Annotated in this window: 22 protein-coding genes and 2 pseudogenes; 5 read left to right on the top strand and 19 right to left on the bottom strand. The window is 72.2% G+C overall.

The window, feature by feature from the left end:
* Positions 1-7: 7 nt before the first annotated feature.
* Positions 8-1,291, bottom strand: a complete 1,284-nt coding sequence (locus LNW71_RS16380) for an adenylosuccinate synthase (protein WP_250968904.1) — start codon at positions 1,289-1,291, stop codon at positions 8-10.
* Between the two features lie 230 nt (positions 1,292-1,521).
* Between LNW71_RS16380 and LNW71_RS16375 the strand changes: the two genes are divergently transcribed.
* Positions 1,522-2,334 carry a diacylglycerol kinase gene (locus LNW71_RS16375; protein WP_250968903.1) on the top strand — a complete coding sequence of 271 codons (813 nt, stop codon included), beginning with the start codon at positions 1,522-1,524 and terminating at the stop codon, positions 2,332-2,334.
* Between the two features lie 59 nt (positions 2,335-2,393).
* Here the strand turns inward: LNW71_RS16375 and LNW71_RS16370 are convergent, their stop codons facing one another.
* A complete protein-coding gene (locus LNW71_RS16370; protein ID WP_250968902.1) occupies positions 2,394-2,939 on the bottom strand; it encodes a MarR family transcriptional regulator in 546 nt (181 codons plus the stop codon).
* Positions 2,940-3,051: 112 nt separating this feature from the next.
* On the opposite strand from LNW71_RS16370, the gene LNW71_RS16365 reads away from it, so the two are divergent.
* The gene (locus tag LNW71_RS16365) at positions 3,052-3,966 is read left to right on the top strand and encodes an ABC transporter ATP-binding protein (RefSeq protein WP_250968901.1); all 915 of its coding nucleotides are present in this window, start codon (positions 3,052-3,054) and stop codon (positions 3,964-3,966) included.
* Positions 3,963-5,588 carry an ABC transporter permease gene (locus tag LNW71_RS16360; RefSeq protein ID WP_250968900.1) on the top strand — a complete coding sequence of 542 codons (1,626 nt, stop codon included), beginning with the start codon at positions 3,963-3,965 and terminating at the stop codon, positions 5,586-5,588. Before LNW71_RS16365 ends, LNW71_RS16360 begins: the two co-directional genes overlap by 4 nt.
* Positions 5,589-5,686: 98 nt before the next feature.
* Here LNW71_RS16360 and LNW71_RS16355 read toward each other — a convergent pair whose 3' ends face one another.
* From LNW71_RS16355 to LNW71_RS16280, 16 genes and pseudogenes are all read right to left on the bottom strand, one after another.
* Positions 5,687-6,922, bottom strand: a complete 1,236-nt coding sequence (locus tag LNW71_RS16355; protein ID WP_250968899.1) for a cytochrome P450 — start codon at positions 6,920-6,922, stop codon at positions 5,687-5,689.
* 67 nt (positions 6,923-6,989) lie between these two features.
* Positions 6,990-7,667: a response regulator transcription factor gene (locus tag LNW71_RS16350; protein ID WP_308294494.1), complete on the bottom strand. Its 678-nt coding sequence runs from the start codon at positions 7,665-7,667 to the stop codon at positions 6,990-6,992.
* Positions 7,664-8,965 (bottom strand): histidine kinase, encoded by a 1,302-nt coding sequence (locus LNW71_RS16345; RefSeq protein WP_250968898.1) that lies wholly within the window; start codon positions 8,963-8,965, stop codon positions 7,664-7,666. Before LNW71_RS16345 ends, LNW71_RS16350 begins: the two co-directional genes overlap by 4 nt.
* A gap of 109 nt (positions 8,966-9,074) precedes the next feature.
* Complete coding sequence (locus LNW71_RS16340) at positions 9,075-9,950, bottom strand: alpha/beta hydrolase (RefSeq protein WP_250968897.1); 876 nt, start codon at positions 9,948-9,950, stop codon at positions 9,075-9,077.
* Positions 9,951-10,153: 203 nt separating this feature from the next.
* Positions 10,154-11,350 (bottom strand): kynureninase, encoded by a 1,197-nt coding sequence (gene kynU, locus LNW71_RS16335; protein ID WP_250968896.1) that lies wholly within the window; start codon positions 11,348-11,350, stop codon positions 10,154-10,156.
* Positions 11,343-12,191 carry a tryptophan 2,3-dioxygenase family protein gene (locus tag LNW71_RS16330; protein WP_250968895.1) on the bottom strand — a complete coding sequence of 283 codons (849 nt, stop codon included), beginning with the start codon at positions 12,189-12,191 and terminating at the stop codon, positions 11,343-11,345. The genes kynU and LNW71_RS16330 overlap by 8 nt, the downstream gene beginning before the upstream one ends.
* Before the next feature lie 173 nt (positions 12,192-12,364).
* A pseudogene (locus LNW71_RS16325) lies at positions 12,365-12,777 on the bottom strand (DUF3151 domain-containing protein).
* Positions 12,778-12,843: 66 nt separating this feature from the next.
* Positions 12,844-14,370 carry an MFS transporter gene (locus LNW71_RS16320; RefSeq protein WP_250968894.1) on the bottom strand — a complete coding sequence of 509 codons (1,527 nt, stop codon included), beginning with the start codon at positions 14,368-14,370 and terminating at the stop codon, positions 12,844-12,846.
* Positions 14,371-14,521: 151 nt separating this feature from the next.
* Positions 14,522-15,690: pseudogene (locus LNW71_RS16315) on the bottom strand (MalY/PatB family protein).
* Between the two features lie 92 nt (positions 15,691-15,782).
* Entirely contained in the window at positions 15,783-16,814 is a 1,032-nt protein-coding gene (fbaA, locus tag LNW71_RS16310; protein WP_250968893.1) for a class II fructose-bisphosphate aldolase, read from the bottom strand.
* 201 nt (positions 16,815-17,015) lie between these two features.
* Positions 17,016-17,555: an orotate phosphoribosyltransferase gene (gene pyrE, locus LNW71_RS16305; protein WP_250968892.1), complete on the bottom strand. Its 540-nt coding sequence runs from the start codon at positions 17,553-17,555 to the stop codon at positions 17,016-17,018.
* Between the two features lie 102 nt (positions 17,556-17,657).
* Positions 17,658-18,455 (bottom strand): aldose 1-epimerase, encoded by a 798-nt coding sequence (locus tag LNW71_RS16300; protein ID WP_250968891.1) that lies wholly within the window; start codon positions 18,453-18,455, stop codon positions 17,658-17,660.
* Between the two features lie 21 nt (positions 18,456-18,476).
* Positions 18,477-19,448: an SRPBCC domain-containing protein gene (locus tag LNW71_RS16295; protein WP_250968890.1), complete on the bottom strand. Its 972-nt coding sequence runs from the start codon at positions 19,446-19,448 to the stop codon at positions 18,477-18,479.
* 85 nt (positions 19,449-19,533) lie between these two features.
* The gene (locus LNW71_RS16290; RefSeq protein ID WP_250968889.1) at positions 19,534-21,132 is read right to left on the bottom strand and encodes a polyamine aminopropyltransferase; all 1,599 of its coding nucleotides are present in this window, start codon (positions 21,130-21,132) and stop codon (positions 19,534-19,536) included.
* A gap of 84 nt (positions 21,133-21,216) precedes the next feature.
* Positions 21,217-21,738, bottom strand: coding sequence for a DUF2617 family protein (locus tag LNW71_RS16285; protein ID WP_250968888.1), 522 nt, complete (start codon positions 21,736-21,738; stop codon positions 21,217-21,219).
* 336 nt (positions 21,739-22,074) lie between these two features.
* Positions 22,075-22,383, bottom strand: coding sequence for a hypothetical protein (locus tag LNW71_RS16280; protein WP_250968887.1), 309 nt, complete (start codon positions 22,381-22,383; stop codon positions 22,075-22,077).
* Positions 22,384-22,670: 287 nt separating this feature from the next.
* Here LNW71_RS16280 and LNW71_RS16275 point away from each other — a divergent pair, with 287 nt between their 5' ends.
* Both LNW71_RS16275 and LNW71_RS16270 read left to right on the top strand, forming a co-directional pair.
* Positions 22,671-23,831, top strand: coding sequence for a pyridoxal phosphate-dependent aminotransferase (locus LNW71_RS16275; protein ID WP_250968886.1), 1,161 nt, complete (start codon positions 22,671-22,673; stop codon positions 23,829-23,831).
* A 193-nt stretch (positions 23,832-24,024) separates the two neighbouring features.
* Complete coding sequence (locus LNW71_RS16270) at positions 24,025-25,224, top strand: serine hydrolase domain-containing protein (RefSeq protein ID WP_250968885.1); 1,200 nt, start codon at positions 24,025-24,027, stop codon at positions 25,222-25,224.
* A gap of 157 nt (positions 25,225-25,381) precedes the next feature.
* Here the strand turns inward: LNW71_RS16270 and LNW71_RS16265 are convergent, their stop codons facing one another.
* The gene (locus LNW71_RS16265) at positions 25,382-25,960 is read right to left on the bottom strand and encodes a YbjN domain-containing protein (RefSeq protein ID WP_250968884.1); all 579 of its coding nucleotides are present in this window, start codon (positions 25,958-25,960) and stop codon (positions 25,382-25,384) included.
* Positions 25,961-26,007: the final 47 nt, after the last annotated feature.

Here is a 26,007-nt window from a genome sequence, read left to right as displayed (position 1 = left end):
CAGGTGCCTACAGGAACGAGTTGATCTCGATGGTCTCGGTCCGGCCGGGGCCGACACCGATCGCGGAGATCGGGGCGCCGGACATCTCCTCCAGCGCCTTCACGTAACCCTGCGCGTTCTTCGGCAGGTCGGCGAAGGTCTTCGCCTTGGTGATGTCCTCGGACCAGCCCGGCAGCATCTCGTAGACCGGCTTCGCGTGGTGGAAGTCGGTCTGGTTGTACGGGAGCTCCTCGACGCGCTTGCCGTCGATCTCGTACGCCACGCAGACCGGGATCTGCTCCCAGCCGGTGAGCACGTCGAGCTTGGTGAGGAAGAAGTCGGTCAGCCCGTTGACCCGGGTCGCGTACCGCGCGATCGGGGCGTCGAACCAGCCGCAGCGGCGGTCACGGCCGGTGGTGACACCGCGCTCGCCACCGATCCGGCGCAGCGCCTCGCCGTCCTCGTCGAGCAGCTCGGTCGGGAACGGACCGGCGCCGACACGCGTCGTATAGGCCTTGAGGATGCCGATGACCCGGCTGATCTTCGTCGGGCCGACGCCGGAACCGGTGCAGGCGCCGCCGGCGGTCGGGTTCGACGAGGTGACGAAGGGATACGTGCCGTGGTCGACGTCGAGCAGCGTGCCCTGACCGCCCTCGAAGAGGACGACCTTGCCCGCGTCGATGGCGTCGTTCAGGATCAGCGTGGTGTCGGCGACGTAGGGCTTGATCTGCTCCGCGTACTGGAGCATGTCCTCGACGACCTTGCCGGCCTCGATCGCGCGCCGGTTGAAGACCTTGGCCAGAAGCTGGTTCTTCTGCTCCAGGGCCGCCTCGACCTTCTGCTCCAGGATCGACTCGTCGTAGAGGTCCTGGACGCGGATGCCGACCCGGTTGATCTTGTCGGCATACGTCGGGCCGATACCGCGCCCGGTCGTGCCGATCTTGCGCTTACCGAGGAACCGTTCCGTCACCTTGTCGACCGTGACGTTGTACGGGGTGATCAAATGAGCGTTACCGCTGATCAGCAGCTTGGACGTGTCCACGCCGCGGTCGTTCAGCCCACTCAGCTCGGAGAGCAGGACCGCAGGGTCGACGACGACACCGTTACCGATGACCGGGGTACACCCCGGTGACAGGATTCCGGAGGGGAGGAGATGAAGTGCGTATTTCTGGTCGCCGACGACCACCGTGTGGCCGGCATTGTTGCCGCCCTGGTAGCGCACCACATAGTCCACGGATCCACCGAGGAGGTCGGTGGCCTTCCCCTTGCCCTCGTCACCCCACTGAGCACCGAGCAGCACAAGTGCGGGCACAGGCGTACACCCCTTCCGGGCGGGGCATGTCCAAGGTCAGGGGGCGTACGTAAACGTCGTACATGCCGTACGACGTTGTACGACAAGGCCTGAACCGTCGAACCGGGTGCCCCGGAATAGACCAAGCCCCTGGCGCAATAGCGCAAGGGGCTCTTGCACCAAGATGCTACCCGAGGAAGGACCGAGGTGTCGGCTGCCCAGCCCCCGGTAACGGTGCGCCCCATTTGCTGGTGGTGATCGATCCGGTCGCCCGCCGGACGGACGGCGAGTCCGTCCGGATCGCCAAGGACGTGCTGAGCGCCGGCTCGCACGCCAAGATCTGCCTTCCCGACAACCCCGAGGAGTTCGCCCGGGCCCTGTCCCGCCGGGGCGGCCGGCGCGCGGTGGTGATCGGTGACGACCGGGCGCTGAGGCGTGCGGTGGCCCTGCTGCACCGCGAGCGGGAGCCCGCCGGCAGCGCCCTCTCACTGATCCCGGTCGGCGCCGCGGCCGCGCTGGAACTCGCCCACTCACTCGGCGTGCCGACGGGTGCGGTGGCCGCCGCCCGCACCGCGCTCGACGGCGTGGTGCGGCGGCTGGACCTGCTGGTCGACGACAGCGACGGGGTCGTCCTGGGCGCGCTGCGCATCCCCGCCCTGAGCGGCGCACCGGGCGCGGAGGCGCCCCACACGGGCGTCACCGCGGTCTGGGACACCTGCCGCTCCCTGGTCCGCACCCTGGTGCACACCGCGCCCTCGGCGCCGGCCGCCCCGCCGCCCTTGCACCGGCTGCGGGTCGAGGCGGACGGCGTCCTGCTGAACGATCTGGACCGCCCGGTCGAATCGGTGACCATGACCTCGGGGTGCGGCGACGGCGGCCTCGCGGAGGTGACGATCCACTCGCCGGACGGCGAACCGGTCACCACGGAGGCCAAGGCCGTCACGGTCTCCGGCGCGGACTTCCGCTACCGCGCGGACATACAGGTCGGCGGGCCGGTCCGGACGCGGACCTGGACGGTGCGGCCGGGGGCGTGGGGGCTGATGCTGCCGGCGGTCGAGGGGTAGCCGGCCCCGCCGCCCATTCCCCCGTCGCCCATGCCGTCGCCGGTCCGTGACGGGCGCCGTCAGGCGCCCGCGGGCCCGGCGGCCGTCGGGAGGTCGAGGGTCTTGCGGTGCTCCTGCCAGCGGCCCATCAGGCCCTCCAGCTCCGACTGCAGGAACTCGAAGAACGCGGCCGTCTCGGCGATCCGCGCACCGGCCGGCGTGTGCTCCCCGAGCGTGCGGGCGCCCTCCTTGAGGGTGCGCTCCCAGCGGGTGAGCACCTGGTCGCGGCTGGCGAAGGTGGTGTACCAGATCTCGTTGTGCAGGCGGTAGCGGTCGCGGCGGGAACCCGGGTCGCGCTCGCGGCCCACCATGCTGACCTGAGTGAGGTAACTCACTGCGCCGGAGACGGCGGCCGGGCTGATCTGCAGGGCCAGGGCGAGCTCGGCCGAGGTCATGGAGGCGTCGTCGTCGGCGAGGAGCGCGGCGAAGACGCGCGAGGCCATGCGCTGCATCCCCGCCTCGGTCATCTCGGACGCGAACCGCTCGACGAACCGCGACACGGCCTCCGCGTCGCGCCCGTCCCCCGCCTCCGCCTGGCGTGCTTGCTCTCCGGTTTCGCTGCTCATCGGCCCATCGTCTCCCCTGATCCCCCGGCTGATCCCCGTCCCCGGTTCCGGCTCCGAGTTTATACGCTTCCTTAACTTCACAAGTTTGTGAAAGTAGCGTACTTTCAAAATCATGACGAAGGCAATCACCGTGGCCGGGCTGCACAAGTCGTTCGGCCGGACACACGCGTTGGACGGGCTCGACCTGGCCGTCGAGTCCGGTGAGGTCCACGGCTTCCTCGGGCCCAACGGGTCAGGGAAGTCCACCACCATCCGGGTGCTGCTCGGCCTGCTGCGGGCCGACTCCGGCGCCGCCCAGCTGCTCGGCCGCGACCCGTGGCACGACGCGGTCGAACTGCACCGGCGGGTGGCCTACGTCCCCGGTGACGTCACGCTGTGGCGCAACCTCTCCGGCGGCGAGGTGATCGATCTCTACGGGCGGCTGCGCGGCGGCCTCGACGACGCCCGGCGCGCCGGCCTCGTCGACCGGTTCGAGCTCGACCCGACCAAGAAGGGCCGGACGTACTCCAAGGGCAACCGGCAGAAGGTGGCCCTGGTCGCCGCGTTCGCCTCCGAGGTGGACCTGCTGATCCTCGACGAACCGACCAGCGGGCTCGACCCCCTGATGGAGGAGGTCTTCCAGGCCTGCGTCGCCGAGGAACGCGACCGCGGGCGGACGATCCTGCTCTCCAGCCACATCCTCAGTGAGGTCGAGTCGCTCTGCGACCGGGTCAGCATCATCCGGCAGGGACGGACGGTGGAGACCGGCTCGCTGTCCGCCATGCGCCATCTGACGCGGACGAACATCCGTGCCGAACTGGCCGCCGAGCCCGCCGGGCTGGCGGGACTGCCCGGGGTGCACGACCTCGACATCCAGGGGCGCCAGGTCACACTCCAGGTCGACACGGACAAGCTGGACGCCGTCCTCAAGTCGCTCTCGGCGTCCGGGGTCAGGTCGCTGAGCAGCACCCCGCCCACGCTGGAGGAGCTGTTCCTGCGGCACTACGCGGCGGACACCGCCCCGGCCCCGGAGGTGGCGGCGCGATGACTGCCGTGACCATGACCGCCAAGGCCGGCGCGGGGCGCCGGGCGGGGGCCGGACAGCTCGCGGGGACCTGGCCCCTGCTGAGGCTCGCCCTGCGGCGCGACCGGATCATCATGCCGCTCTGGGTGATCGTGCTCGGCGGCTCGTTCTCCTCCGTCGGGAAGTCCATCTCCGCGCTCTACGACACGGCCGGCCGGCGTGCCGAGCTCGCCGCCTCGATGAACGGCAACAGCTCGGTGCGGGCGATGTACGGGCCGGTGTTCGGCGACTCCGTCGGCGGACTCGTCGGCTGGCGCATGATGGCCTTCGGGGCCGCGCTGGCGGCGGTGATGAGCCTGGTCGTCGTCGTGCGGCACACCCGGGAGGAAGAGGAGACCGGCCGTCAGGAGATGCTCTCCTCGGCCATGGTGGGGCGCCGCGCCCCGCTGACCGCGGCACTGCTCGCCGCGGTGATCGCCAACGCCGGGCTGGCCCTGATGATCATGGCGGGGATGGCCGGGTCGGGGGCGGGCGGCGCCGGAGCGGTGGCGCTCGCGTCGGCCGTCGCCGGGGTGGGGGTGCTGTTCGCCTGCACCGCCGCGATCGCCGCTCAGTTCACCGAGAGCGCGCGGCTCGCGAAGGGGCTGACGGCGGCGGTGATCGGCGCCGCTTTCGTCCTGAAGGCGGCGGGCGACTCCGCGACGGACGACGGCTCGTCGGTGTTCACCTGGCTCTCCCCCATCGGCTGGGCGGAGAACGTGCGGCCGTACGCGGCCGAGCGGTGGTGGGTGCTCCTCGTGCTCGCCGGCGCCGCGGCGGTGCAGTGCGCCCTGGCGTACGCGCTGACCGAGCGGCGCGATGTCGGCATGAGCTTCCTGGCGACGCGACCGGGTCCCGCCCGGGGCCGGATCGCCACCGCTTCCGGACTCGCCGTGCGGCTCCAGCGCGGTGCACTGGTGGGGTGGACGGTGGGGTTCGCCGCGGTCGGTGTCGTCTTCGGCGGCCTGACCGGCGGAGCCGCCGATCTCGTGGGGGACAACGAGAAGACGAAGGAGATCTTCGAGCGGATGGGCGGGCAGGCCGGTCTGACCGATGCGTTCCTCGCCTCGATGGTCTCCGTGCTCGGCACGGTGGCGGCGCTGTACATCGTCTCCTCGGTGCTGCGGCTGCACGGCGAGGAGACCGCCGGACGCGCCGAACCGGTGCTGGCGGGCGGGGTCGGCCGGACCGGCTGGGCGGCCGGTCACCTGGTCATCGCCTTCGGCGGCGCGGCCCTGATCATGGCGGCCGGCGGCCTCGGCCTGGCCGCGGGATACGGGCACGACCTCCCGGCCGTGCTCGGCGCCTCACTGGCGCAGCTGCCCGCGGTCTGGCTGCTGGGCGGGGTGACGGTCCTGCTGTACGGGGCGCTGCCGAGGGCCGCCGTGGCCGCCTGGGGCCTGGTGGGGCTCTGCCTGGCCCTGGGCTGGATCGGCCCCGCCCTGGATCTGCCGCAGCCGGTGATGGACCTGTCGCCGTTCACCCACCTGCCGAAGCTGCCGGGGGCGGGGATGGAGTGGGGACCGGTAGCGCTGCTCACCGCGGTCGCGGTGGCGCTGGTGGCGGGCGGCCTGGGGGCGCTGCGCCGGCGGGACATGCTGAACTGACACGGCCCGCGGGCGTGACCCGTCCCCTGTCGGCCGTGCGCGGCCCACGGGGGACGCCCCGGGCGCACCGGTCGCACGCGGCCCCCGCGCCCGGCCGGTCACAGCTCCACGCGCAGCTCCTTCGGTCCCCGGATCACGTACCCGGGATTCCACTCCGGCTCCGCGACCAGCCGCATGCCCGGCGCCCGCCGCAGCAACTCCTCGAAGGAGGCCGCGAGTTCCACCCGGGCCAGCGGGGCTCCCAGGCAGAAGTGGATGCCCGCGCCGAAGGTGACGTGCGGGTTCTCCTGCCGGGAGAGGTCCAGCGTGTCCGGGTCCGTGAAGCGGGCCGGGTCCCGGTTGGCCGAGCCGAAGAGCAGCGCCACCTCGGACCCGCGCGGGATGACCGTGCCGTCGATCTCGATGTCGTCCAGGACCCAGCGCTCGAACATCTGGAGCGGGGTGTCGTACCGCATCAGCTCCTCCACCGCGGACGGCAGCAGCCCGTGGTCCGCCCGCAGCGCGGCCAGCTGGGCGGGGTGGCGCAGCAGCGTCCACCAGCCGTTCACGGTGGTGTTGACGGTGGCCTCGTGTCCGGCGTTCAGCAGCAGCACGCAGGTGGAGACCATCTCCTGCTCGGTCAGCCGCTCGCCCTCGTCGTGGGCCGCGATGAGCGCGGAGATCAGGTCGGTGCCCGGGTTTCCGCGCCGCTCGGCGATCAGCTCGCGCAGATACGCGGAGAAGTCGACGGACGCGCGTACCGCGGCGCGGGCGGTCTCCTCGGAGGGGTTGAGCTCGAACATCCCGCAGATCGCCGCCGACCAGGGCCGCAGCGGCGCCCGGTCGGACTCCGGGATGCCGAGCATCTCGGCGATCACCGCGACGGGCAGCGGCTCGGCGACCTCCTTGAGCAGGTCACCACCGCCCGACCCGACGAAGTCGTCGACGAGCCCGGCGGCCAGCCGCCGCACGGTCGGGACGAGCCGCTCGACCGTGCGCGGCGTGAACGCCTTGGAGACCAGCCGCCGGATCCGGGTGTGGTCCGGCGGCTCCAGATCCAGCAGCCCCTGCCCGTTGAGCGTCTCGAACGGCTCGTGCGCGGCGGGCGGCGCGGTCCGGCCGAACTCCTCGTGCGTGAAGCGGTGCAGATACGTCCGGCCCAGGCGCCGGTCACGCAGCAGCGCGGACACGTCGGCGTGGTGCGGCACGAGCCACTGGTCGGTGGGCTCGAAGTAGTGCGCCCGGCCGGCGGCCCGCAGCTCGGCATAGGCGGGATACGGATCGGCGACGAACGCCGCCGACCAGGGGTCGAACGAGGCGGCCGGGCCGGAGGAGGAGCGCGTCGACGGGAACATGCGGCGACGCTAACCGGCCGCCGGGCCCCGGGCCAGCCCTTCCCGGACCGACCGGCCCCGGCCGCGCTCAGGAGGGCGTGACCAGCCGGGCCTCGTAGGCGAAGACCGCGGCCTGGGTGCGGTCGCGCAGGCCCAGCTTGACCAGGATGCGGCTCACGTGGGTCTTGATCGTGGACTCGGCGACCACCAGGTGCGAGGCGATCTCCGCGTTCGACAGACCCTGGGCGATGAGGACCAGCACCTCCGTCTCGCGCTCGGTGAGGTCGCCGATCTGGGCGAGGGCGGGCGGCCGCGGGGCCGCCGCGAGCTTGGAGAACTCGGTGATCAGGCGCTTGGTGACGGTGGGGGCGAGCAGCGCCTCGCCGGAAGCCACCACCCGCACACCGTCCGCGAGTTGCCGGGCCGAAGCGTCCTTAAGGAGGAAGCCGGAGGCACCGGCACGCAACGCCTGGTAGACGTACTCGTCGAGGTCGAACGTGGTCAGCACCAGCACCTTGGCGTTGGCGTCCGCGGCGACGATCTCGCGGGTCGCCTCGATGCCGTTGAGCTCCGGCATCCGGATGTCCATCAGCACCACGTCGGGGCGGAGTGCCGCGACCTGGGCGACGGCCTGGCGCCCGTTGACCGCCTCGCCGACGACCTCGATGCCGGGCATCGCGTTGAGCAGCACCGAGAAGCCCTCGCGGACCATCATCTGGTCGTCGACGATCAGCACCCGGATCGGCGCACCCGCGGAGGCCGTCACGACTGCTCCACCGGGGCGTCGGACGGGGCCTGCTGCACGGGGATGAAGGCCGTGACCTCGTAACCGCCGTCCGTGGTCGTCTCGGCGGTCATCTCACCGTTCAGCATCGCGACCCGCTCCCGCATCCCCGTGATCCCGTGCCCGGCCCCGGGCGACGGCTTCACCGGGCCGGTCGCCGGGCCGTTGACGACGCGCAGTCCGAGCCCGCCGAGCACATAGCCGATCTCCACCCTGGCGCTCGCTCCGGGCGCGTGCCGCAGGCTGTTGCTGAGCGCCTCCTGAATGATCCGGTACGCCGACAGCTCGACGCCCTGCGGCAGTTCGCGCACCGCGCCGGTGACCGTCTTCTCCGTCGCCAGGCCCGCCTCGCCGACGTTGGCCAGCAGCCCGTCCAGCTCGGCGAGCGTGGGCTGTGGCGCGTCCGGGGCCTCGTAGTCCTCGGCGCGCACGACACCGAGCACCCGGCGCAGTTCGGTGAGCGCCGCGACGGCGTTCTCCCGGATCGTGACGAAGGCCTGCTCCAGCTCGGGCGGCGGGTTCTCCACCCGGTAGGGGGCGGCCTCGGCCTGGATCGCGACGACCGACATGTGGTGGGCGACCACGTCGTGCAGTTCCCGCGCGATGGTGGTGCGCTCCTCCAGCAGCGTGCGCCGGTCGCGCTCCACCGCGGTGACGGTGCGCTGCACGGTGACCTCGCGCTCCGCCTCCCGGCGGACCTGCACCAGGCTCACCACGAGCAGGGCGAACGCGGAGGTCACCGCCATGGCCGCGGTGTTCGACGCGGAGTCCCAGCCGGCGGCGTTCTCCACGAGCGTGCCGAGCAGCACGGTCAGGCCCCACATCCAGGCGGCGGTGCGCGGTCGGGTCCGCGCCGCGACGACGACCAGCACCACCAGGTGCGAGAAGAAGGTGGCGTCCCCCCACGGCCCGTACTCCCCGCCGACGACCACGGTCACCGGGGTCAGCGCCATCGACATCCAGAACGCCCCGACCGGCCTGACCAGCGTCATCCCGACACAGGCCGCAGGCAGCAGCCCGGACATGAGCACGCCGGCGTTGCCGGTACTGCTGAACCCCACCATGAAGGTGAGCAGCGCTGCCCCGAGCACCACCGCGTGCGGCGCCCACACGACACGCGCCCGGAGCCGCTCCGGAAGCCACCGGGTCAGCGGCCCGCCGGTCCGCATGTGCGGCAGCGGGCGGTAGGCGAACGCGTCATGGATGAGGTCCTGCCGCAGGCCGCCTATCGCCCCTGCGGCCGCCCGTAGCTCCGGGCTTCTGGTCTTGGTCTCGGTCACGTTTCCAAGGTAGGCGGCGCGCCGGGCCGGGGTCGTCAGCAGTGATGCGGATCCTGGGCCGTCCGTCGCAAGTACTACCCGGGTCCGCCGCGCCGCCGTACCGCCGGTCTCACCAGGCCAGCTGGGCGATCTCCTCGGCCACCACCGCACACGCGTCGGCCGCCGGGTCGATCAGCGGGAAGTGCCCGACGTCCGGCAGCAGCGTAAGCCCCACGGTCTCCCCCTCCTTCGCCGCGGCGTCGACGAACGCCTCCACGACGGCCTGCGGAACGGTGAGGTCCGTGGTGCCCTGCACCACCGCGGTCGCGATGCCGGTGGGCAGCAGCAGCGCCGGATCCGCGTGCGCCCGCCGTGCGGCGAAGTCCTCCTCGCGCCCCAGGAACTGCCCGATCGCGCCGGAGCACACGTCCAGCTCGATCGCGGAGGTGAAGTCCGCGATGGGGGCGAGGGCCACCACGCCGCGCAGCGCGGGCGGGCGCGGCAGCCGCCACGGCGAGCCTTCCGGCAGCACGTGCCGGGCGGCGGCCCACAGGGCCAGCTGCCCGCCCGCGGAGTGCCCGGTGACGACGATCCGCCGGGCGTCCGCCCCGGGCAGTTCGCGCGCCAGCAGCTCCGGCAGCGCGTCCATGGCAGCCGCGACGTCGTCGAAGGTCTCCGGCCAGCGGCCGGCGACCGGGCCCGAGCCGCGCTGCTGCGGGATCTCGCTGCCGCGCCGGTACTCGACGCTGGCGACGGCGAACCCCCGCCGGGCCAGGAAGCCGGCGAACGGGGACACGTGGAGCCGGTCGTAAGGGGCCCGCCACGCACCGCCGTGCAGGACGACCACGACGGGCGCGCCGGTACGCCCGTCGTGCGGGGCGTAGAAGTCGATCGTCTGGTCCGGGTGGCTGCCGTAGGCGGCGGAGGCGTCGGGGGTGAGCGCCGGATGCGAGAAGGCGGACTCGGTCTCGGCTGCGTCCCGATCACGCGCGGCAGAATCCGACATGCTGCTCCAACCGTCCCTGGCAAATGCCCAACTGGCCTGACCTGCGGGGACGGTACCAGTACGGCAGCCGTACGTGCCCGCCGGGAATCCTTGCGGGCGGATGTGTACGGATACGGCACCGGGGCCGGTCCGGATCTGAACGCCGGACCGCCCCGGACCCGTCCGGCGACCGGGGCGAGCCGGTAGCCGGACGGACCGGCAGCCTACGCCGAAGGACCGGTCAGAATCTCCGCGAGCACCCGCGCCGCACGTTCCGCGTCCGCGAACCCCACGTACAGCGGTGTGAATCCGAACCGCAGCACGTCGGGGCGGCGCAGGTCCCCGACGACACCCCGCGCGATGAGCGCGCTCATCACCGCTTCGGCGTCCTCGCAGCGCAGCGCGACCTGGCTGCCGCGTTCGCCGTGGGCGGCCGGGGTGAGCGAGGTGACCCGCCCTTCGGGGGCGTACGCCTCGACGCACTCCAGGAAGAAGTCCGTCAGCGCCAGGGACTTGGCCCGCACCGCCTGGACCCCGACCCCGTCCCAGACGTCGAGGGACGCCTCCAGTGCCAGCATGGACAGGATGTCGGGGGTCCCGACCCGGCCCCGCACGGCGCCCTCGGCAGGGGCGTACCCGGGGGTCATCGCGAACGGGTCGGCGTGCGACGTCCACCCCGGCAGGGGCGAGTCGAAGACCGCCTGGTGGCGCTCGGCGACGTACAGGTACGCGGGCGAACCGGGCCCGCCGTTGAGGTACTTGTACGTGCAGCCGACCGCCAGGTCCACCCCGTGCTCGTCCAGGCCGACGGGCAGCGCGCCCGCGCTGTGGCACAGGTCCCACACGGCGACGGCGCCCGCCGCGTGCACCGCGGCGGTGAGGCCGGGCAGGTCGTGGAGCCTGCCGGTGCGGAAGTCGACGTGGTTGAGCAGGACGGCGGCGGTACGCGGACCGAGGGCGTCCAGGACGTCGGCGGGGGCGACCGGGACGATCCGGTGACCCGTCATCCGGGCCGCCGACCCGGCGATGTACCCGTCGGTGGGGAACGTGTGCGCGTCGACCAGGATCTCGTCACGGCCCTCCGGCGCCAGCCGGCTCGCGGCGACGACGGCCTTGAAGACGTTCACGCTGGTGGAGTCACCGACGACGATCTGGCCGGCGGCCGCCCCGACGATCGGGGCGATCCGGTCGCCGATCCGTTCCGGCGCCGTCCACCAGCCGCTCTCGTCCCAGGACCGGATGCGCAGCTCGCCCCACTCGCGGGTGAGGACCTCCTGCAGCCGGGCCGGCACGTGGCGGGGCAGCGCGCCCAGGGAGTTGCCGTCCAGGTAGACGGTGTCGTCGAGGACGAACAGGTCGCGCAGCGGTGCCAGTTCGTCGGCTGAGTCGAGCGCCTTCGCGCGCTCCTGGAGGTCAGACATGGCTGCGGGCCGTCCAGAGCTCGGGGAACACGTTCTTCGTGGCGCGCTTCTCCAGCCAGGCGACCCCGGCCGAACCGCCGGTCCCGGTCTTGGAGCCCATGGCCCGCCGGGTGGCGACGAGGTGGTCGTTGCGCCAGCGCCACACCAGCTCGCCGACGTCGGTGAGCGCCTCGCCGAGGCGGACCAGCTCGTCGTGCTGGTCCTGGTTGGCGTAGATCTCCGCCCAGACGGCCTCGACCTCGGGCGACGGCTCGTACTTCTGCGTGAGGTCACGGCCGAGCACGGCCTCGGGCACCGCGTGGCCGCGCCGGGCGAGCAGGGCGAGCGCCTCGTCGTACAGACCCGGCTCACCGAGCGCCTTCTCCAGCTCGGCGTGGACGCGGGGGGCGCCCCGGTGCGGCACGAGCATGGACGCGGACTTGTCGCCGAGCAGGAACTCCATCCGCCGGTACATCGCCGACTGGAAGCCGGAGCCCTCGCCGAGCGCGGACCGGTAGGAGTTGAACTGCGCGGGGGTGAGCTGGGCGAGCGGCGTCCAGGACGCGTTCAGCGCCTCCAGCTCCCGCACCGACCGCTTCAGCGCGTCGCGCGCGACGCTCAGCCGGTCCTCGCGCATCGCGTGCGCGGCGGTCTCCCACTCATGGACGATGACGGTGAACCACAGCTCCATGACCTGGGTGGTGACCAGGAAGACCATCTCGCCCGGATCGTCGGAGCGAAGGTGCTGGAGGTGGGTCAGGACATCCGCCTGGACATAGTCCTCGTACGGAGTCGTTCCCGCGAAGTCGAGGTGCGGGGTCTGCGCACCGGTGGCTTCGGGGTCGGGGTGGATCGTCGACATTTCTGTCTCCTCGACACGAGCTTCCGGGTAGCGGTCCGCCCCTTCCGTGAGGTGGTGGAGCTCCGGTCCCCTGCTCGCATCCTAAACGGCACCCCCGGGGACGCGCAGACCCCGCAGGCAGTCCTGCGCCTGCGGGGTCCGCGCGGTGCGGGACCGGGCGGGTCCCGGCGGTGCTATCCGAGGGTCTCGGCGGCGGTCGGTGAGGATTCGCGGAGGAAGGACGAGCAGCGCTCGTACTCCTCCTTCTCACCGATCGCCTGCGCGGCACGCGCGAGGGCGTGCAGGGCGCGCAGGAAGCCGCGGTTCGGCTCGTGCTCGAACGGTACGGGGCCGTGGCCCTTCCAGCCGGCCCGGCGCAGCGCGTCCAGTCCGCGGTGGTAGCCGGTGCGGGCGTACGCGTACGACTCGATGACCCGGCCGCCCTCGAACGCCTCGTCGGCGAGCTGCGCCCAGGCCAGGGAGGAGGTCGGGTACTTCGCGGCGACTTCGGCGGGCGCGGTGTCCGCCGCGAGCAGTTCGCGCGGTCCCGGGTCGTCGGGCAGATGGGTCGGGGCAGGGCCCCGAGCAGGTTCTCGTGGATCGACATGGGTTCAAGTGTGCCTGGCAACGGCGCCGCCGGGGCACTCGGTACGCACAATGCCCGCCCGGACGCTCACTGCCCCTGCGCCCTGTGCGCCCCCTGCGGCGCCGTCTCCAGCGGCGGGGCGATGACGCCGCAGTTCACCGTGCACTCGGGCCGCGCGGTGTCCCGTACGCCCTTCGGGGGCGTGCGGACGGTCGCGTAAGCGATCAGGGCACCCAGCACCAGCAGCCCGGCGCACATCGGCATGGCGCGCCGGAACGTCGAGGCGAACTCCCCGGCGTCCCGGTACGCCTCCGGGCCCATCCCGGCGAGCAGCGGCAGCGCGGCCACCGCGATCAGCCCGGCGGCACGGGCCGCGGCGTTGTTGATCCCGCTGGCGAGGCCCGCCCGGGCGGTGTCCACGGACGCCAGGACGGTCGCGGTGAGGGGGGCCACCAGGGTGACGAGTCCGACGCCGAGGACGGCGACGGCGGGCAGCACATCGGTCAGGTACCCGGACACGGTGTTCGACCCGGGTCCCACCCGCAGCATGAGCAGCATTCCCGTGGCGGCGATCACCGGGCCCACGGTGAGCGGGATACGGGGGCCGATGCGCTGGCCGAGCTCGCCGGACCTGGCGGAGAAGAGCAGCATCAGGACGGTCGTCGGCAGCAGGGCGGTGCCCGCGCCGAGAGCGGAGTACCCCGCCACGACCTGCAGCTGGATCGCGGAGAGGAAGAAGTAGCCGCCGAGCGCCGCGTACACGCAGAGGGTGACGATGTTGACGGCGGTGAACTGCCGGGAGGCGAACACCGACGGCGGCAGCATGGGGTCCGCCCGCCGCCGCTCGACCTGGACGAACGCGACGCCGAGCAGCACTCCGCCCACCGCCGACCCGATCACCGCCGGGGAGGCGCCGCGTCCCGGGGCCGCGATCAGCGCGTACGTCACCAGCGCGAGGGCGAACGCGCCGAGCGCCGCCCCGAGGACGTCGAAGCGGCCGTGCGCGTGCGGGTCCCGGGACTCCGGTACGTGGCGCAGCGCGACGGGCACACAGACGGCGGCGACCGGCAGGTTGATCAGGAACACCCACCGCCAGCCCGGCCCGTCCACGAGCCACCCACCGACGAACGGCCCGACAGCGGCCCCGACCCCGCCGAACCCGGACCACAGCCCGACCGCACGGGCCCGGTCGTCCGGATGGAAGCTCGCCTGGATCAGGGCCAGTGACCCGGGGGTGAGGAGTGCCCCGCCGACGCCCTGGAGGGCGCGGGCGGCGATGAGCACGGCGGCGTCGGGCGCGATGCCGCAGAGCAGCGAGGCGAGGGCGAACCACACGACCCCGACGACGAACACCCGCCGCCGGCCGAACCGGTCACCGAGCGCCCCGCCGAGCAGGATCAGCCCGGCCAGCGTCAGCATGTAGGCGTTGACGGTCCACTGGAGCGCGGCCAGGTCGGTGCCGAGGTCCTCGCCGATGCGGGGCAGCGCGACGTTGATGACGGTGGAGTCGAGCATGGCCATGCTCGACCCGAGCACGGTCGTGAGAATGACCCACCGCCCGGTGGGCGAACCGACCCGGATACCGGCGGCCGCCCCTGCTGCTCTCTCCTCCATGCCCTCAGCATCGTCGCCAGGCAACCGGAAGGCCACCGGGGGTGTTCAGGCCTCTCCGGCGATTGAGGCACGGGGGCCCGGGGGTGTTCAAGCCCCTCCGGCGATTGAGGAGCGGGGGTCCGGGGGCAGCGCCACCGAAAGCCGCCGCCCCCTACGCGCCGCCCGCCCGCACCGCCGCCACTCCCCTGATCAACGCCTCCACCCCCGCCTCCACCTTGCTCCGCGGGCACCCCACATTGAGCCGCACGAACCCCTTCGCCCGTAGACGCTCCCCGGCATCACCGCCACCCGCTCCCGCTCGACCAGCACGCGCTGCAACGCCTCGTCGTCCTCGACGCCCGCCCTGCGCAGGTCGATCCACGCCAGGTATCCGGCCTGCGGCGGCTCCCAGCCCAGCCCGGGGAACGCCGCGTCCAGGCGTTCGGCGACCAGCGCCAGGTTCCCGGCGACGTACGCGCGCACCGCGTCCAGCCACGCCCCGCCCTCCCGGTACGCGGCGATGTGCGCGGTCAGCGAGAGCACCGCAGGTGAGGCGAGCCCCTCCGCGGTCTGCATCCGGCGCAGGAACTCCGTCCGGTCGGCCGGCCGGCCGATGATCCCGTACGAACCGGTCAGCGCCGGGAAGTTGAAGGCCTTCGACGCCGAGGTGATGACCGCCCAGCGCCCCTCACCCGCCACCCGGGTCCACGGCACGTGCCGGCGTCCGTCGTGCACGAAGTCCGCATGGATCTCGTCGCTGATCACGGCGGCCCCGTGCCGTGCGGCGAGCGAGGCCAGCTCCGTGAGCTCCGCCTCCGTCCACACCCGCCCGGTCGGGTTGTGCGGCGAGCACACCAGAAGGACCTTGCTGTCCGCGCGGGCGAGCTCCCGCTCCAGCGCCGCCGTGTCCCCCAGCGGCACCCCCCGCAGCTCCCGCCCCAGCCCGGTGATCGCCTTGCGGAAACCGTCGTACGTGGGGGTGTGGACGACGACCCCGTCACCGTCCGACGTCCACATCTGCAGCAGCTGCGACAGCTGGCTGAGCACGGACGGCCCGTACACCAGCCCGGCGGTGTCGATCGTCGTGCCGTAGCGGGTCTCGTACCAGTGGGCGATCGCCGACGTGAAGTCCTCATGCTGCCAGTCGGTGTAGCCGAACACGCCGTGGTCGAGCCGGGCCCGCAGGGCGCTCAGCACCTCGGGGGCCGTCTCGAAGTCCATGTCCGAGATGGTGAACGGCAGCAGCCCGTCCACCCCGAACCGGTCCGCGACCCCGTCCCACTGGACGCACCAGGTGCCGCGGCGGTCGATGACGGTGTCGAAGTCGTAGGGCGTGTTCACAGCGGTTCCCTCACATCTTTCCTGCCGGGCGCGGACATGCCGTGGGCCCGGCATCCCAAGGGATACCGGGCCCAGGCAGACATCCGTACGGACTACTTCAGCTTCGTGCCGGTGGACCGCAGGTTGGCGCAGGCCTCCGTGACGCGCTTGGCCATGCCCGCCTCGGCGGCCTTGCCCCAGGTGCGCGGGTCATAGGTCTTCTTGTTGCCGACCTCGCCGTCGACCTTCAGCACGCCGTCGTAGTTGCGGAACATGTGGTCCGCGACCGGACGGGTGAAGGCGTACTGGGTGTCGGTGTCGAGGTTCATCTTCACGACGCCGTTCTCCAGCGCGGTGGCGATCTCCTCGGCGGTGGAGCCGGAACCGCCGTGGAAGACGAAGTCGAACGGCTGGCTGCCGGCCGGCTTGCCGTACTTGTCGGCGACGCCCACCTGGAGGTCCTTGAGGAGCTCGGGGCGGAGCACGACGTTGCCCGGCTTGTAGACGCCGTGCACGTTGCCGAAGGACGCGGCCAGCAGGTAGCGGCCCTTCTCGCCCAGACCGAGGGCCTCGGCGGTACGCAGCGCGTCGTCGACGGTCGTGTACAGCTCGTCGTTGATCTCGTGCGTGACGCCGTCCTCCTCACCGCCGGTCGGGGTGATCTCGACCTCAAGAATGATCTTGGCGGCGGCGGCCTTGGCCAGCAGCTCCTGGCCGATGGAGAGGTTGTCGGCCAGCGTCTCGGCCGAGCCGTCCCACATGTGGGACTGGAACAGCGGGTTCAGACCCTTGGCCACGCGCTCCGCGGAGACCTCGAGCAGCGGACGCACGTAGGTGTCCAGCTTGTCCTTGGGGCAGTGGTCGGTGTGCAGCGCTACCGTGATGTCGTACTTGGCGGCGACGATGTGCGCGAACTCGGCGAGGGCGACAGCGCCCGTGACCATGTCCTTGTTGTACTGGCCGCCCAGGAACTCCGCCCCACCGGTGGACATCTGGATGATGCCGTCGCTCTCGGCCTCCGCGAAGCCACGCAGCGCAGCGTGCAGGGTCTGGGTCGAGGTCACGTTGATGGCCGGGTAGGCGAACTTGCCTGCCTTCGCCCGGTCGAGCATCTCGGCGTAGACCTCGGGGGTTGCGATGGGCATCTGTCCGCTCCTTGGGATGTGCGGGTGTGCGGTGCTGGTTCCCTGACCTGGGGGCGACGTCATCGTCGCCCCCATCTTCCCAGACTCTGGCCTCGGCTCCACCCGGTGTATTCCCCCAGCATTCGGCGCTGTCCGCTGCGGACATACGACAAAGGCGGCCTGTTTCACGTGAAACAGGCCGCCCTCGAAGGAAACCGCAGGTCAGGACAGGTCGAGGTCCGGAACCGAGTAGACGTGCACATAGGGGAGGCCGGCCTCGGCGATGGCCGGAGCCGCACCTCGCTCCACGATCACGGCGACGGCGACGACCTCGCCGCCCGCCTCGCGGACCGCCTCGACGGCCGTCAGCGGCGAGCCACCGGTCGTCGAGGTGTCCTCGACGACCAGGCAGCGACGGCCCTTGACCTCAGCGCCCTCGATCCGGCGCTGCATCCCGTGGGCCTTCTGCGCCTTGCGGACGACGAACGCGTCCAGCTCCCGGCCACGGGCGGCGGAGGCGTGCAGCATCGAGGTGGCGACCGGGTCGGCACCCAGCGTCAGCCCGCCGACACAGTCGTAGTCGAGCTCGGCGGTCGCGTCGAGCATGACCTGACCGACCATCGGAGCGGCCTTGCCGTCCAGCGTGATGCGGCGCAGGTCGATGTACCAGTCCGCCTCAAGACCGGAGGAGAGCGTCACCTTGCCGTGTACAACGGCCTTGTCCTTGATCTGCTGCAGCAGCTCAGCGCGTACGTCTGTCATGGCTACGAGGATAGGCGCCCGTTTCCACGTCATCACCAGCACCTGAGCGACGCCCGCGCCCGATCGCCGTCAGCGCCGGTGCCGGCTCCGGGCCGCAGCGCGTCAGAGCCTGCGCCAGCTCCAGGTCGTCGAGATCTCCAGGGGCTCGATCGGGGTGACGTAGCGGGGTGCGGTGTTCAGCCCGTTCGGCGGGCCGGACTGCGGCTCCACACAGACCGCCTCGGCCTGCTCGTCGTAGACCACGACCCACTCGGAGGGGCTCTTCACGGTCAGCTCGAGCTGCTCCGGCCAGGTGAGGGTCACCTGGACACCGTCGGACATCCCGAAGGCGTCGTCCCACGGACCGGCCAGCGGCGGGATCCGGCGGCCGGTCGGCAGGTGGTTCTCGCCCCGCTCCTCCTGCCAGTCGGCGTCGAAGTCGATCCGGACGTCCTCGCCGCTGTCCAGGCTGCGCCGGAACCAGGGGTGCCAGCCGGCCTGCGCCGGGAAGGAGTCCCCGTACGTCTCGATGCCGAACGCCAACGTGAGGGAGTCCTCGGCGAGTTCGAAGGTCTGCGTCACCCGGCCCGGATACGGCCAGGGGTCGGCCAGGTCGTAGTAGAACGCCGCCTCCGTCGCACCCTCCCGGGCGATGCTCCAGGCCGTGTCACGGCCGGTGCCGTGGATGGCGTGCGGCGGGGCGGTCAACGGCATCTGATGCAGGACATCGCCGTTGTGGAACTGCCCGTTCTCGGTTCGCCCGCACCACGGCACCATCGGGAAGCAGCCGTACCGCTCCCCCTGCCGCAGCAGTTCGGTGCCACCGATCCGCAGGCTGCTGATACGGCAGCCATTGGTGGGGCTCACGGTCAACTCTGCGTCGCCGACGGACAGCCGGACGTCCTTCTCGCTGCTGCTCACAGGACGACACTACTGGCGCGGCTACCTCCGGCGCCGCAGTGCCCGTCCGACGACCACGGCGGAGGCGAGGGCGAGGGCGGCTGCCGGGGCCACCCAGCGGAGCGTGGCGCCCGCACCGGTCGAGTCGGGCGACGGCACGGGGGCGTACCGGCCGCGCGGCGGGGCGTGGTCGACCTCTTCGGCACTGCGCCCGATCATGGTGCGCCGGGCATGCGCGGCCTCGGCCGGAGGCTCGTCCGGGACGGTGAACTCGATCCCGGCGACCGGGTCCATCGACGACGGCGCCACCGGGGTGTCGAAGACGGAGGCCTTGTCCGGCGGCGGCTGCTCCCCGGCCGGCGCCTCGTCGGCGGCGGCGTCATGAGTGGGCGGGACCTCCTCGTCCGCCTCCTCGGCGGCCTCCTCGATGGCCTTCTCCACCGCTTCACCGACGGCCTGCTCGTCCTGATCGACGGCCTGCCCGCCGGAATCGGGGCCGGGGCCGGAACCGGCGGCATCGCCCCCCAGCACACCCGACGCCTCGTCCGCCTCCACGTGGGCGGCGAGCGCCTCCGTCACCAGCTGCTGGGCGAACCGGTCCAGCAGGCGGTGGGCCGCCGCGAGCGCGGCCGCCGCGTCCAGCTCCACCAGACGGCCGTCGCCGCTCACCGTGCCCTCGAAAGCGATCGCCGTGCCGTCCTCCCGCTCCGTCAGGCGGACGGTCAGTGCCAGCTTCGCGGAACCGCTGCCGCGGGCCTCGGCACCCTCGCCGGCCACGGACACCGCGTACCCGGAGTCCCCCTGCGGCCCGTCCGTCAGCGGGGTGAGCCGCAGCGCGCCGCGGTAGGTGATGGTGTGGCCGCCGACCCGCACCTTGAGCCGGCCGGCCAGCGGGCCCGCGGACGCGTCGGCGTCCTGCTGAAGCCCCGGCACACAGCGCGCGACCCGGGCAGGATCGACCAGCGCCCGCCGAAGGGCGGGGACCGGAACCGGAACGAACACCTCATGCTCCATGGAAACCGAGCCTACTCAGCCCCGGCCACCACGTCACCGCTTCCGCGCCTCCGGAGCCACCCCCCACGCCTGCGGCACGCACCGCTCACGGCTCCTCCCAGTACCGCGGGTGCACCAGCGTGGAGGGAGCCTGCCCCCGCAGCCGTCCGGCCTCCGCCCGCCGCCCCGCCTCCTGGAGCGCGGGCTGCGTCAGGGACCTCAGCTCCGGCGCCCCCGGGTCCAGGCCCAGCGCCGGCGTCCGGCCCGGTCCGGCCAGCACGAACCCCCAGCCGTGCGCCTTCGTGGGCCGTCCGGTGGCCCGGCCCGCGCCCACCGCGGCTCCGGCGCACCGGCCGCCGATCCGGTAGGGGCGGGTGCGCAGCCCCGCCGCCCGCATCGACGCCTCGACCGTCCAGAACGTGTGCGGCCGGCCGACCGGCGAACCCCCGTGCACCACCAGCCTGCCGCCCGGCGCGAGGGCCTCGGACACCAGGCCGTAGAACTCCGCCGAGTAGAGCTTCGTGCTGGCCGAGATCCCCGGGTCAGGCAGATCCGAGATCACCGCGTCGTAGCGGCCGTGCGCCGACCGCAGCCAGGTGAACGCGTCCCCCGTCACGGCCGTCAGCCGGGGGTCTCGGTAGGCGTGCGCGTTCAGTGCGGAGAGCGCGTGGTCCGTACGGGCCAATCGGGTGACGGCGGGGTCCAGCTCCACCACGGTGACGCTCCGGACGTCGGCGTAGCGCAGCACCTCGCGGGCCGCCAGGCCGTCACCGCCGCCCAGGATCAACACCCGCGCGTGCGGCCCGTTCATCACCGGGTGCACCAGCGCCTCGTGGTACCGGAACTCGTCGCGCGAGCTGACCAGCAGCCGCCCGTCCAGATAGAGGTCGAGGGAGCTGCGGCCCGCGCCGGTCAGCACCACCTCCTGCACGTCGGTCCGCATCGCGACCCGCACCCGGTCGCCGTACACCGCCCGCCTCGCGGCCTGCTCGAAGTCGTCCGCGAGCACCGCGGCCGTGGCCAGCACGGCGATCACCGTCACATTGGCGCCGATCAGCAGCCAGCGCGAACGGCACGTGAGGTCCCGCCGGAACAGCCACAGCACCAGCGCCCCGCCCGCCGCGGCGTTGACGGCACCGGTGAACAGCGCCCCGGTCAGCTGTCCGAGCATCGGCAGCAGCAGGAACGGGAACGCCAGTCCCCCGACCAGCGCTCCCACGTAGTCCGCCGCGAACAGGTCGGCGACGGCGCCGCCCGCGTCCTGCCGGTCGACCCGCTGGATCAGCGTCATCAGCAGCGGGATCTCCGCCCCGATCAGGACCCCGATCGCCAGCGAGAACCCGACCAGGGCGTACCGCGACTCCCCGATCCAGGCGAACGTCGCGTAGAGCACCAGTGCGGAGGAGCCGCCGACCAGCGCGAGCGCGGCCTCGATCAGGCCGAAGCCGACGGCGGCACGGCTGCGCAAACGTTTCGCGAGCAGCGAGCCGATGCCCATGGCGAACACCATCACGGAGAGCACCACGGAGGCCTGGGTGACGGAGTCGCCGATCAGGTAGGAGGCGAGCGCGACCAGTTCGAGCTCGTACACCAGACCGCAGGCGGCGCAGATGAAGACCGCGGCCAGCACGAGGTACCGACCGGTCCTCGGCCGTACGGGAAGCCGCGCCGCGCCCCCTCGCAGCGACACCTGCTGGTCGATCATGCCGCGAACGCTACGTCACTGACACGTCGCCGCTTGTCACCCACAAGGGTGTAAGTGGAGCACTCGCAACGGAGTTGGCCCCCGTCACAGCACGGCTGCCGGCATCCGCACGCCCACCCGGGTGCGCGTCACCACCAGTTGTCCGTCCTGCGGATACGCATGCCAGGTGCGCCACCGCACCTGCCCCTCGGTCCGCTGGGCGAGCATGGCGGTGAAGGCGTGCGGGCTGCCGGGGAAGGTCCCGGCGAGCCCGTGGGGGTGTTCGGCGACGAGCGCCAGGAGTTCCTGCGCGCGGCCCGCGAACGAACCGGCGCTGAGCGTCTCGACGTGTGCCGCGAAGTCGTACTCCCAGTCCCCGACCCGCTTGGCGACACCCAGGGGAAGCGGTGTGCTGCTGCCGGGGATGCAGGCGACGGTCTCGGAACAGTTGCCGCCGTCCTCCTCCAGGAGCACCTGATGGGAGGCGCCGAGCAGCCGCAACTGCAGTTGGGCACCGGCGAGATGAAGGTCGAGCACGGCGAGAGCCGGGAGCGGTTCGCGCCCCAGCGCCCAGGCGAGATCGGCGGCACGGGTGTCGGAATAGGCCGTATGGAGGGTCGTGAGCATGGGTCGGCTCCGCAAAACACACATGGACACATGGACAGGGGACGCCCCCGACGTGGTGCACGTGGGAGGTGGGAAGCGCCCGATCAGGTCCAACTGGGGTCCGAGGGCTGAATGTTCTCTCAACCGAGGGAATCACGAACTACGCCTCACTCACAGCGTTTTTGCCCAACTTGGCGTGGTTTCCATCCCCTCGGGGGCCTTCCGGTTCACCTGTTCACCGGTAACTCGCGGCACGGCCCGGCAAAAAGGTGTCCGGCGGGACCCGAAGTCCCGCCGGACACCTTCGCGGGTACCGGGCGTCGTGCACCTGCCCGGTCGCGGACCAGCTGCCCCGTGTCAGCTGCCTCCGCCGCATCCGCCCCCGCCGCCCCCGCACGACGAACCGCCGCCGCACGAGGAACCCCCGCCACACGAGTGGCCACCGGAGTGGCCGCCCGAGTGACCGCCCGAATGGCCGCTGCCGCTGCCGCACGACGAGCCGCCTCCGCCGCCCGCCCACCAGCTGCCGCCCGCCGCCCCGCCGCCGACCGCGCCGCTGCGCCGGCCCCGGCCGGACGACTTGCCGCGGCTCCCGGCGGAGACCATCGCGGACACGAGCACCACCACGGCCACGATCACGATCGCTACTACGAGAAATCCCTTCACGGATCCCACGTCCTTCCGTCCCCCGAAGCGAGTCCCCCGCTTCGCACCGATTCCTGCGTGGGGGAGGGATGCCCTCACCCCCACGCGGCCAAAGCAGACTTGAGCAACTCCAGAGCTTCCGCGCCGGATGGCGGTCATGACGCAGCGACGACCGCTGCTCGACCCTCGCCCCGCCGCGTTCGGCACGACGGTCCTCGCGCTTCCCGCACCGCACGGGGGCAGGAGCGCCCATGAGTCAGGATGGTCCCCAGAGACGCGACGGGTACCCGAGTGAGAACGGTGGAGACATGAACACCAGGCCACTGCTGAACCGAAGGCTGGACGGACTCGGGACAACGATCTTCGCGGAGATGTCGGCACTGGCGCTCGCAACGGGCGCGATCAACCTGGGCCAGGGCTTCCCCGACACCGACGGCCCCGAGGAGATCCGCGAGGCCGCCGTCCGCGCCCTGCGGGACGGCAAGGGGAACCAGTACCCACCCGGCCCCGGAATCCCTGAGCTGCGCACGGCCGTCACCGAGCACCAGCAGCGCTTCTACGGCCTGGCCTTCGACCCCGACACGGAGGTACTGGTCACCGCCGGCGCGACCGAGGCCATCGCCGCCACGATGCTCTCCCTGCTGGAACCCGGCGACGAGGTCATCGCCTTCGAGCCGTACTACGACTCGTACGCGGCCTGCATCCAGATGGCCGGTGCGAAGCGGGTTCCCCTGACCCTCCACGCGCCCGCCTTCCGCCCGGACCTCGACGCCCTCCGTGACGCGGTCACCGACCGCACCCGCCTGCTGCTCCTCAACTCCCCGCACAACCCGACGGGCATGGTGCTGACCCGGGAGGAGCTGATGGCGATCGCCGAGCTGGCGGTGGAACGGGACCTGATCGTGGTGACGGACGAGGTGTACGAACACCTGGTCTTCGAAGGCGAGCACATCCCGCTCATCTCCCTCCCGGGTATGCGCGACCGCACGGTCTCCATCTCCTCCGCCGGCAAGACCTTCTCGTTCACCGGATGGAAGGTCGGCTGGGTCACCGCGTCCGCTCCGCTGGTAGCGGCCATCCGCACGACGAAGCAGTTCCTGACGTACGTGTCGTCCGGGCCGTTCCAGTACGCGGTCGCAGAAGCACTTCGCCTGCCGGACGAGTACTTCAACGGCTTCCGCGAGGACCTGCGTGCCAAGCGCGACATCCTCGCCGACGGACTCACCGAGGCGGGCTTCGAGGTCTTCCGCCCGCAGGGCACCTACTTCATCACCACCGACATCGCGCCCCTCGGCGAGAAGGACGCCCTGGCCTTCTGCCGCAGCCTGCCGCAACGGTGCGGCGTGGTCGCAGTCCCCAACTCCGTCTTCTACGACGACCCGGAGGCCGGCCGCAGCCAGGTCCGCTTCGCCTTCTGCAAGAGGAAGAGCGTCCTGCGCGAGGCCGCCTCCCGCCTGCGGCAACGGTAGGCGGCCCGAAGGGCGTTGAGGCAGGGGCCGCGACACGGGGGCTGCCCCTACCACCGTTCCGGATGACCACCCCATCGTGCGGGCCGGCACCGTTCGGGCATCGTGAGCCAGGCGCGGGGAGGCGAGGGTTCGCCGCTCCGCGCCGACCGCCTCGACAGCGGTGACCGGGCTCGCTACGACGGAGGTAGAACACGTGACCAAGTACAAGCGCACGCTGGGTGGAGCCCTCACGCTGGCCGTGGCGGCCGGCGTCCTGGGAGGCATGCTGCCGGGAAACGTCGCCGCCGCGTCACCCGCGGCCGTATCCGCGGCCGCACCCTCCACCCACGCCCCGGACGACGCCCGGCTGCGCGCGCTCCTGCACCGGCTGACCACCGTGGACGGTGCGCCCGGGGCACTCATCGGGACGAGTGGCCGGCACGGCAGCTCGTCGCTGACCAGCGGTGTCGCGGACGTGCCGGCACAGACGCCGGTGCGCGGCGACAGCAGGTTCCGGATCGGCAGCATGACCAAGCCGTTCGTGGCGACGGTCGTGCTGCAACTGGTGGGCAAGCACCGCGTGGCCCTGGATGCGCCGGTTGAGCGCTACCTGCCGGGCGTCGTCCGCGGCCCCGGCGGCGACGGGCGGGTGATCACCGTCCGGCAGTTGCTGCAGCACACCAGCGGCCTGCCCGACTACCTCACCTACCTCAGCCCGCAGGACATCCTCAAGGACCCTCTCGCCCACCACGACACCCGCGACCTGGTGGACCTGGCCCTCGCCCACCAGCCGGCCTTCCGCCCGCCCGGCAAGAGCTGGAAGTACTCCAACACCAACTACCTGCTGGCCGGCATGCTCATCGAAAAGGTGACCGGCCACACCTACGGCAAGGAGATCCGCCGACGCATCATCAGGCCGCTCGGGCTGCACGCGACGTCCGTACCGGGTGACAGCCCGGCGATCTTCGGCCCGCACCCCCGCGGATACGCACGGCCGGGCCCGGACGCGCCACTGATGGACGTCACCGCGATCAACCCGTCGGTCGCGGGCGCTTCCGGCGAGATGATATCCAGCGCATCCGATCTCAACCGCTTCCTGGGCGCGCTCGTGGGCGGCAGGCTGCTACGTCCGGCGCAGCTCAAGGAGATGATGACGCCCCCGTCGCACCCCGGTACGGACGGCCGGTACTACGGCCTGGGCCTGGAAGGCCGGCAGCTGCCCTGCGGCGGCGTCTACTGGGGCCACGGCGGCGACATCTTCGGGTACGAGACCCTGGGCGGCGCCACCGCCGACGGCAGACGGGCGACGGCCATGGTGAACGTCGACCCGGGCGGCACGGATGCCCAGGACGACGACATGCGGGACGCCGTCGAGACGGCGCTCTGCGAGGGCCGGCCCACGGCGGCTCGCTGACGCCACGCCGGCACGCGGCAGCTCAGGGACTGCTCCGCGGAGCGGCCCGTGCCGGCCGAGGCGGTCACCCGGGCTGAAGAGCCTGTGAGAAAGCCCGGCGCGGGGAGCGGTCCGATCGGACCGCTCCCCGCGCCGGGCTGTTGTTCCGCGCCGGGGATCAGGCGTCCGGAGCGGCCTGCTCCGTGCCGTCCGCCGGCTGCGCGCCGTCCGCGTTCTCGTCGGCCGGGGCCAGGCCGAGACGCTCCAGCAGCCACTTGTCGAACTCGATCGAGGCCCGCACCCAGCTGACCGTCGAGGAGACGAAGTGCTCCAGGCTGACGCCGGTGCCGATGAGCATCTGCGCCTCACCGATCAGCCGGACGGAGGTGCCGGTGTCCTCGGCGCCCTCCTCGGGCTCGTGCGTGTGCGTGTAGACCTTGGGCCACAGGGTCCGGCGGTTCCAGTCGTCGATCGCGTCGAGCAGGACCGGACGCTGGTCCGTGTCGTGCGGGCGGTCGTAGAACGTACGGACCGAGAAGACCTGCTGCTCGCCCTCGCCACGGAACATGAAGTACGTGCGGAAGTCTTCCCACGGCGCGGCGAGGTCGCCCTCGTCGTCGACGACGTACTTCAGCTCCATCTGCTCCAGAAGCTGCTTCACGAGGTCCTGGTCAGGGACGACGGGGCCCTCCGGTCCTGCCGCCTGCGGTTCGGGCTGGCCCCCGAAGTTAGGAATCGAGGACGGATCGATGCTCACCGTAATTTCCCTTCGTGCGGTTGGCTGCCATCCTCTCCCATGCCGGG

The organism is Streptomyces sp. RKAG290 (assembly GCF_023701695.1).
Taxonomy (GTDB): domain Bacteria; phylum Actinomycetota; class Actinomycetes; order Streptomycetales; family Streptomycetaceae; genus Streptomyces.
The sequence above is the reverse complement of the archived record's forward strand: the minus strand, read 5'-3'. Positions and strand labels throughout refer to the sequence as shown.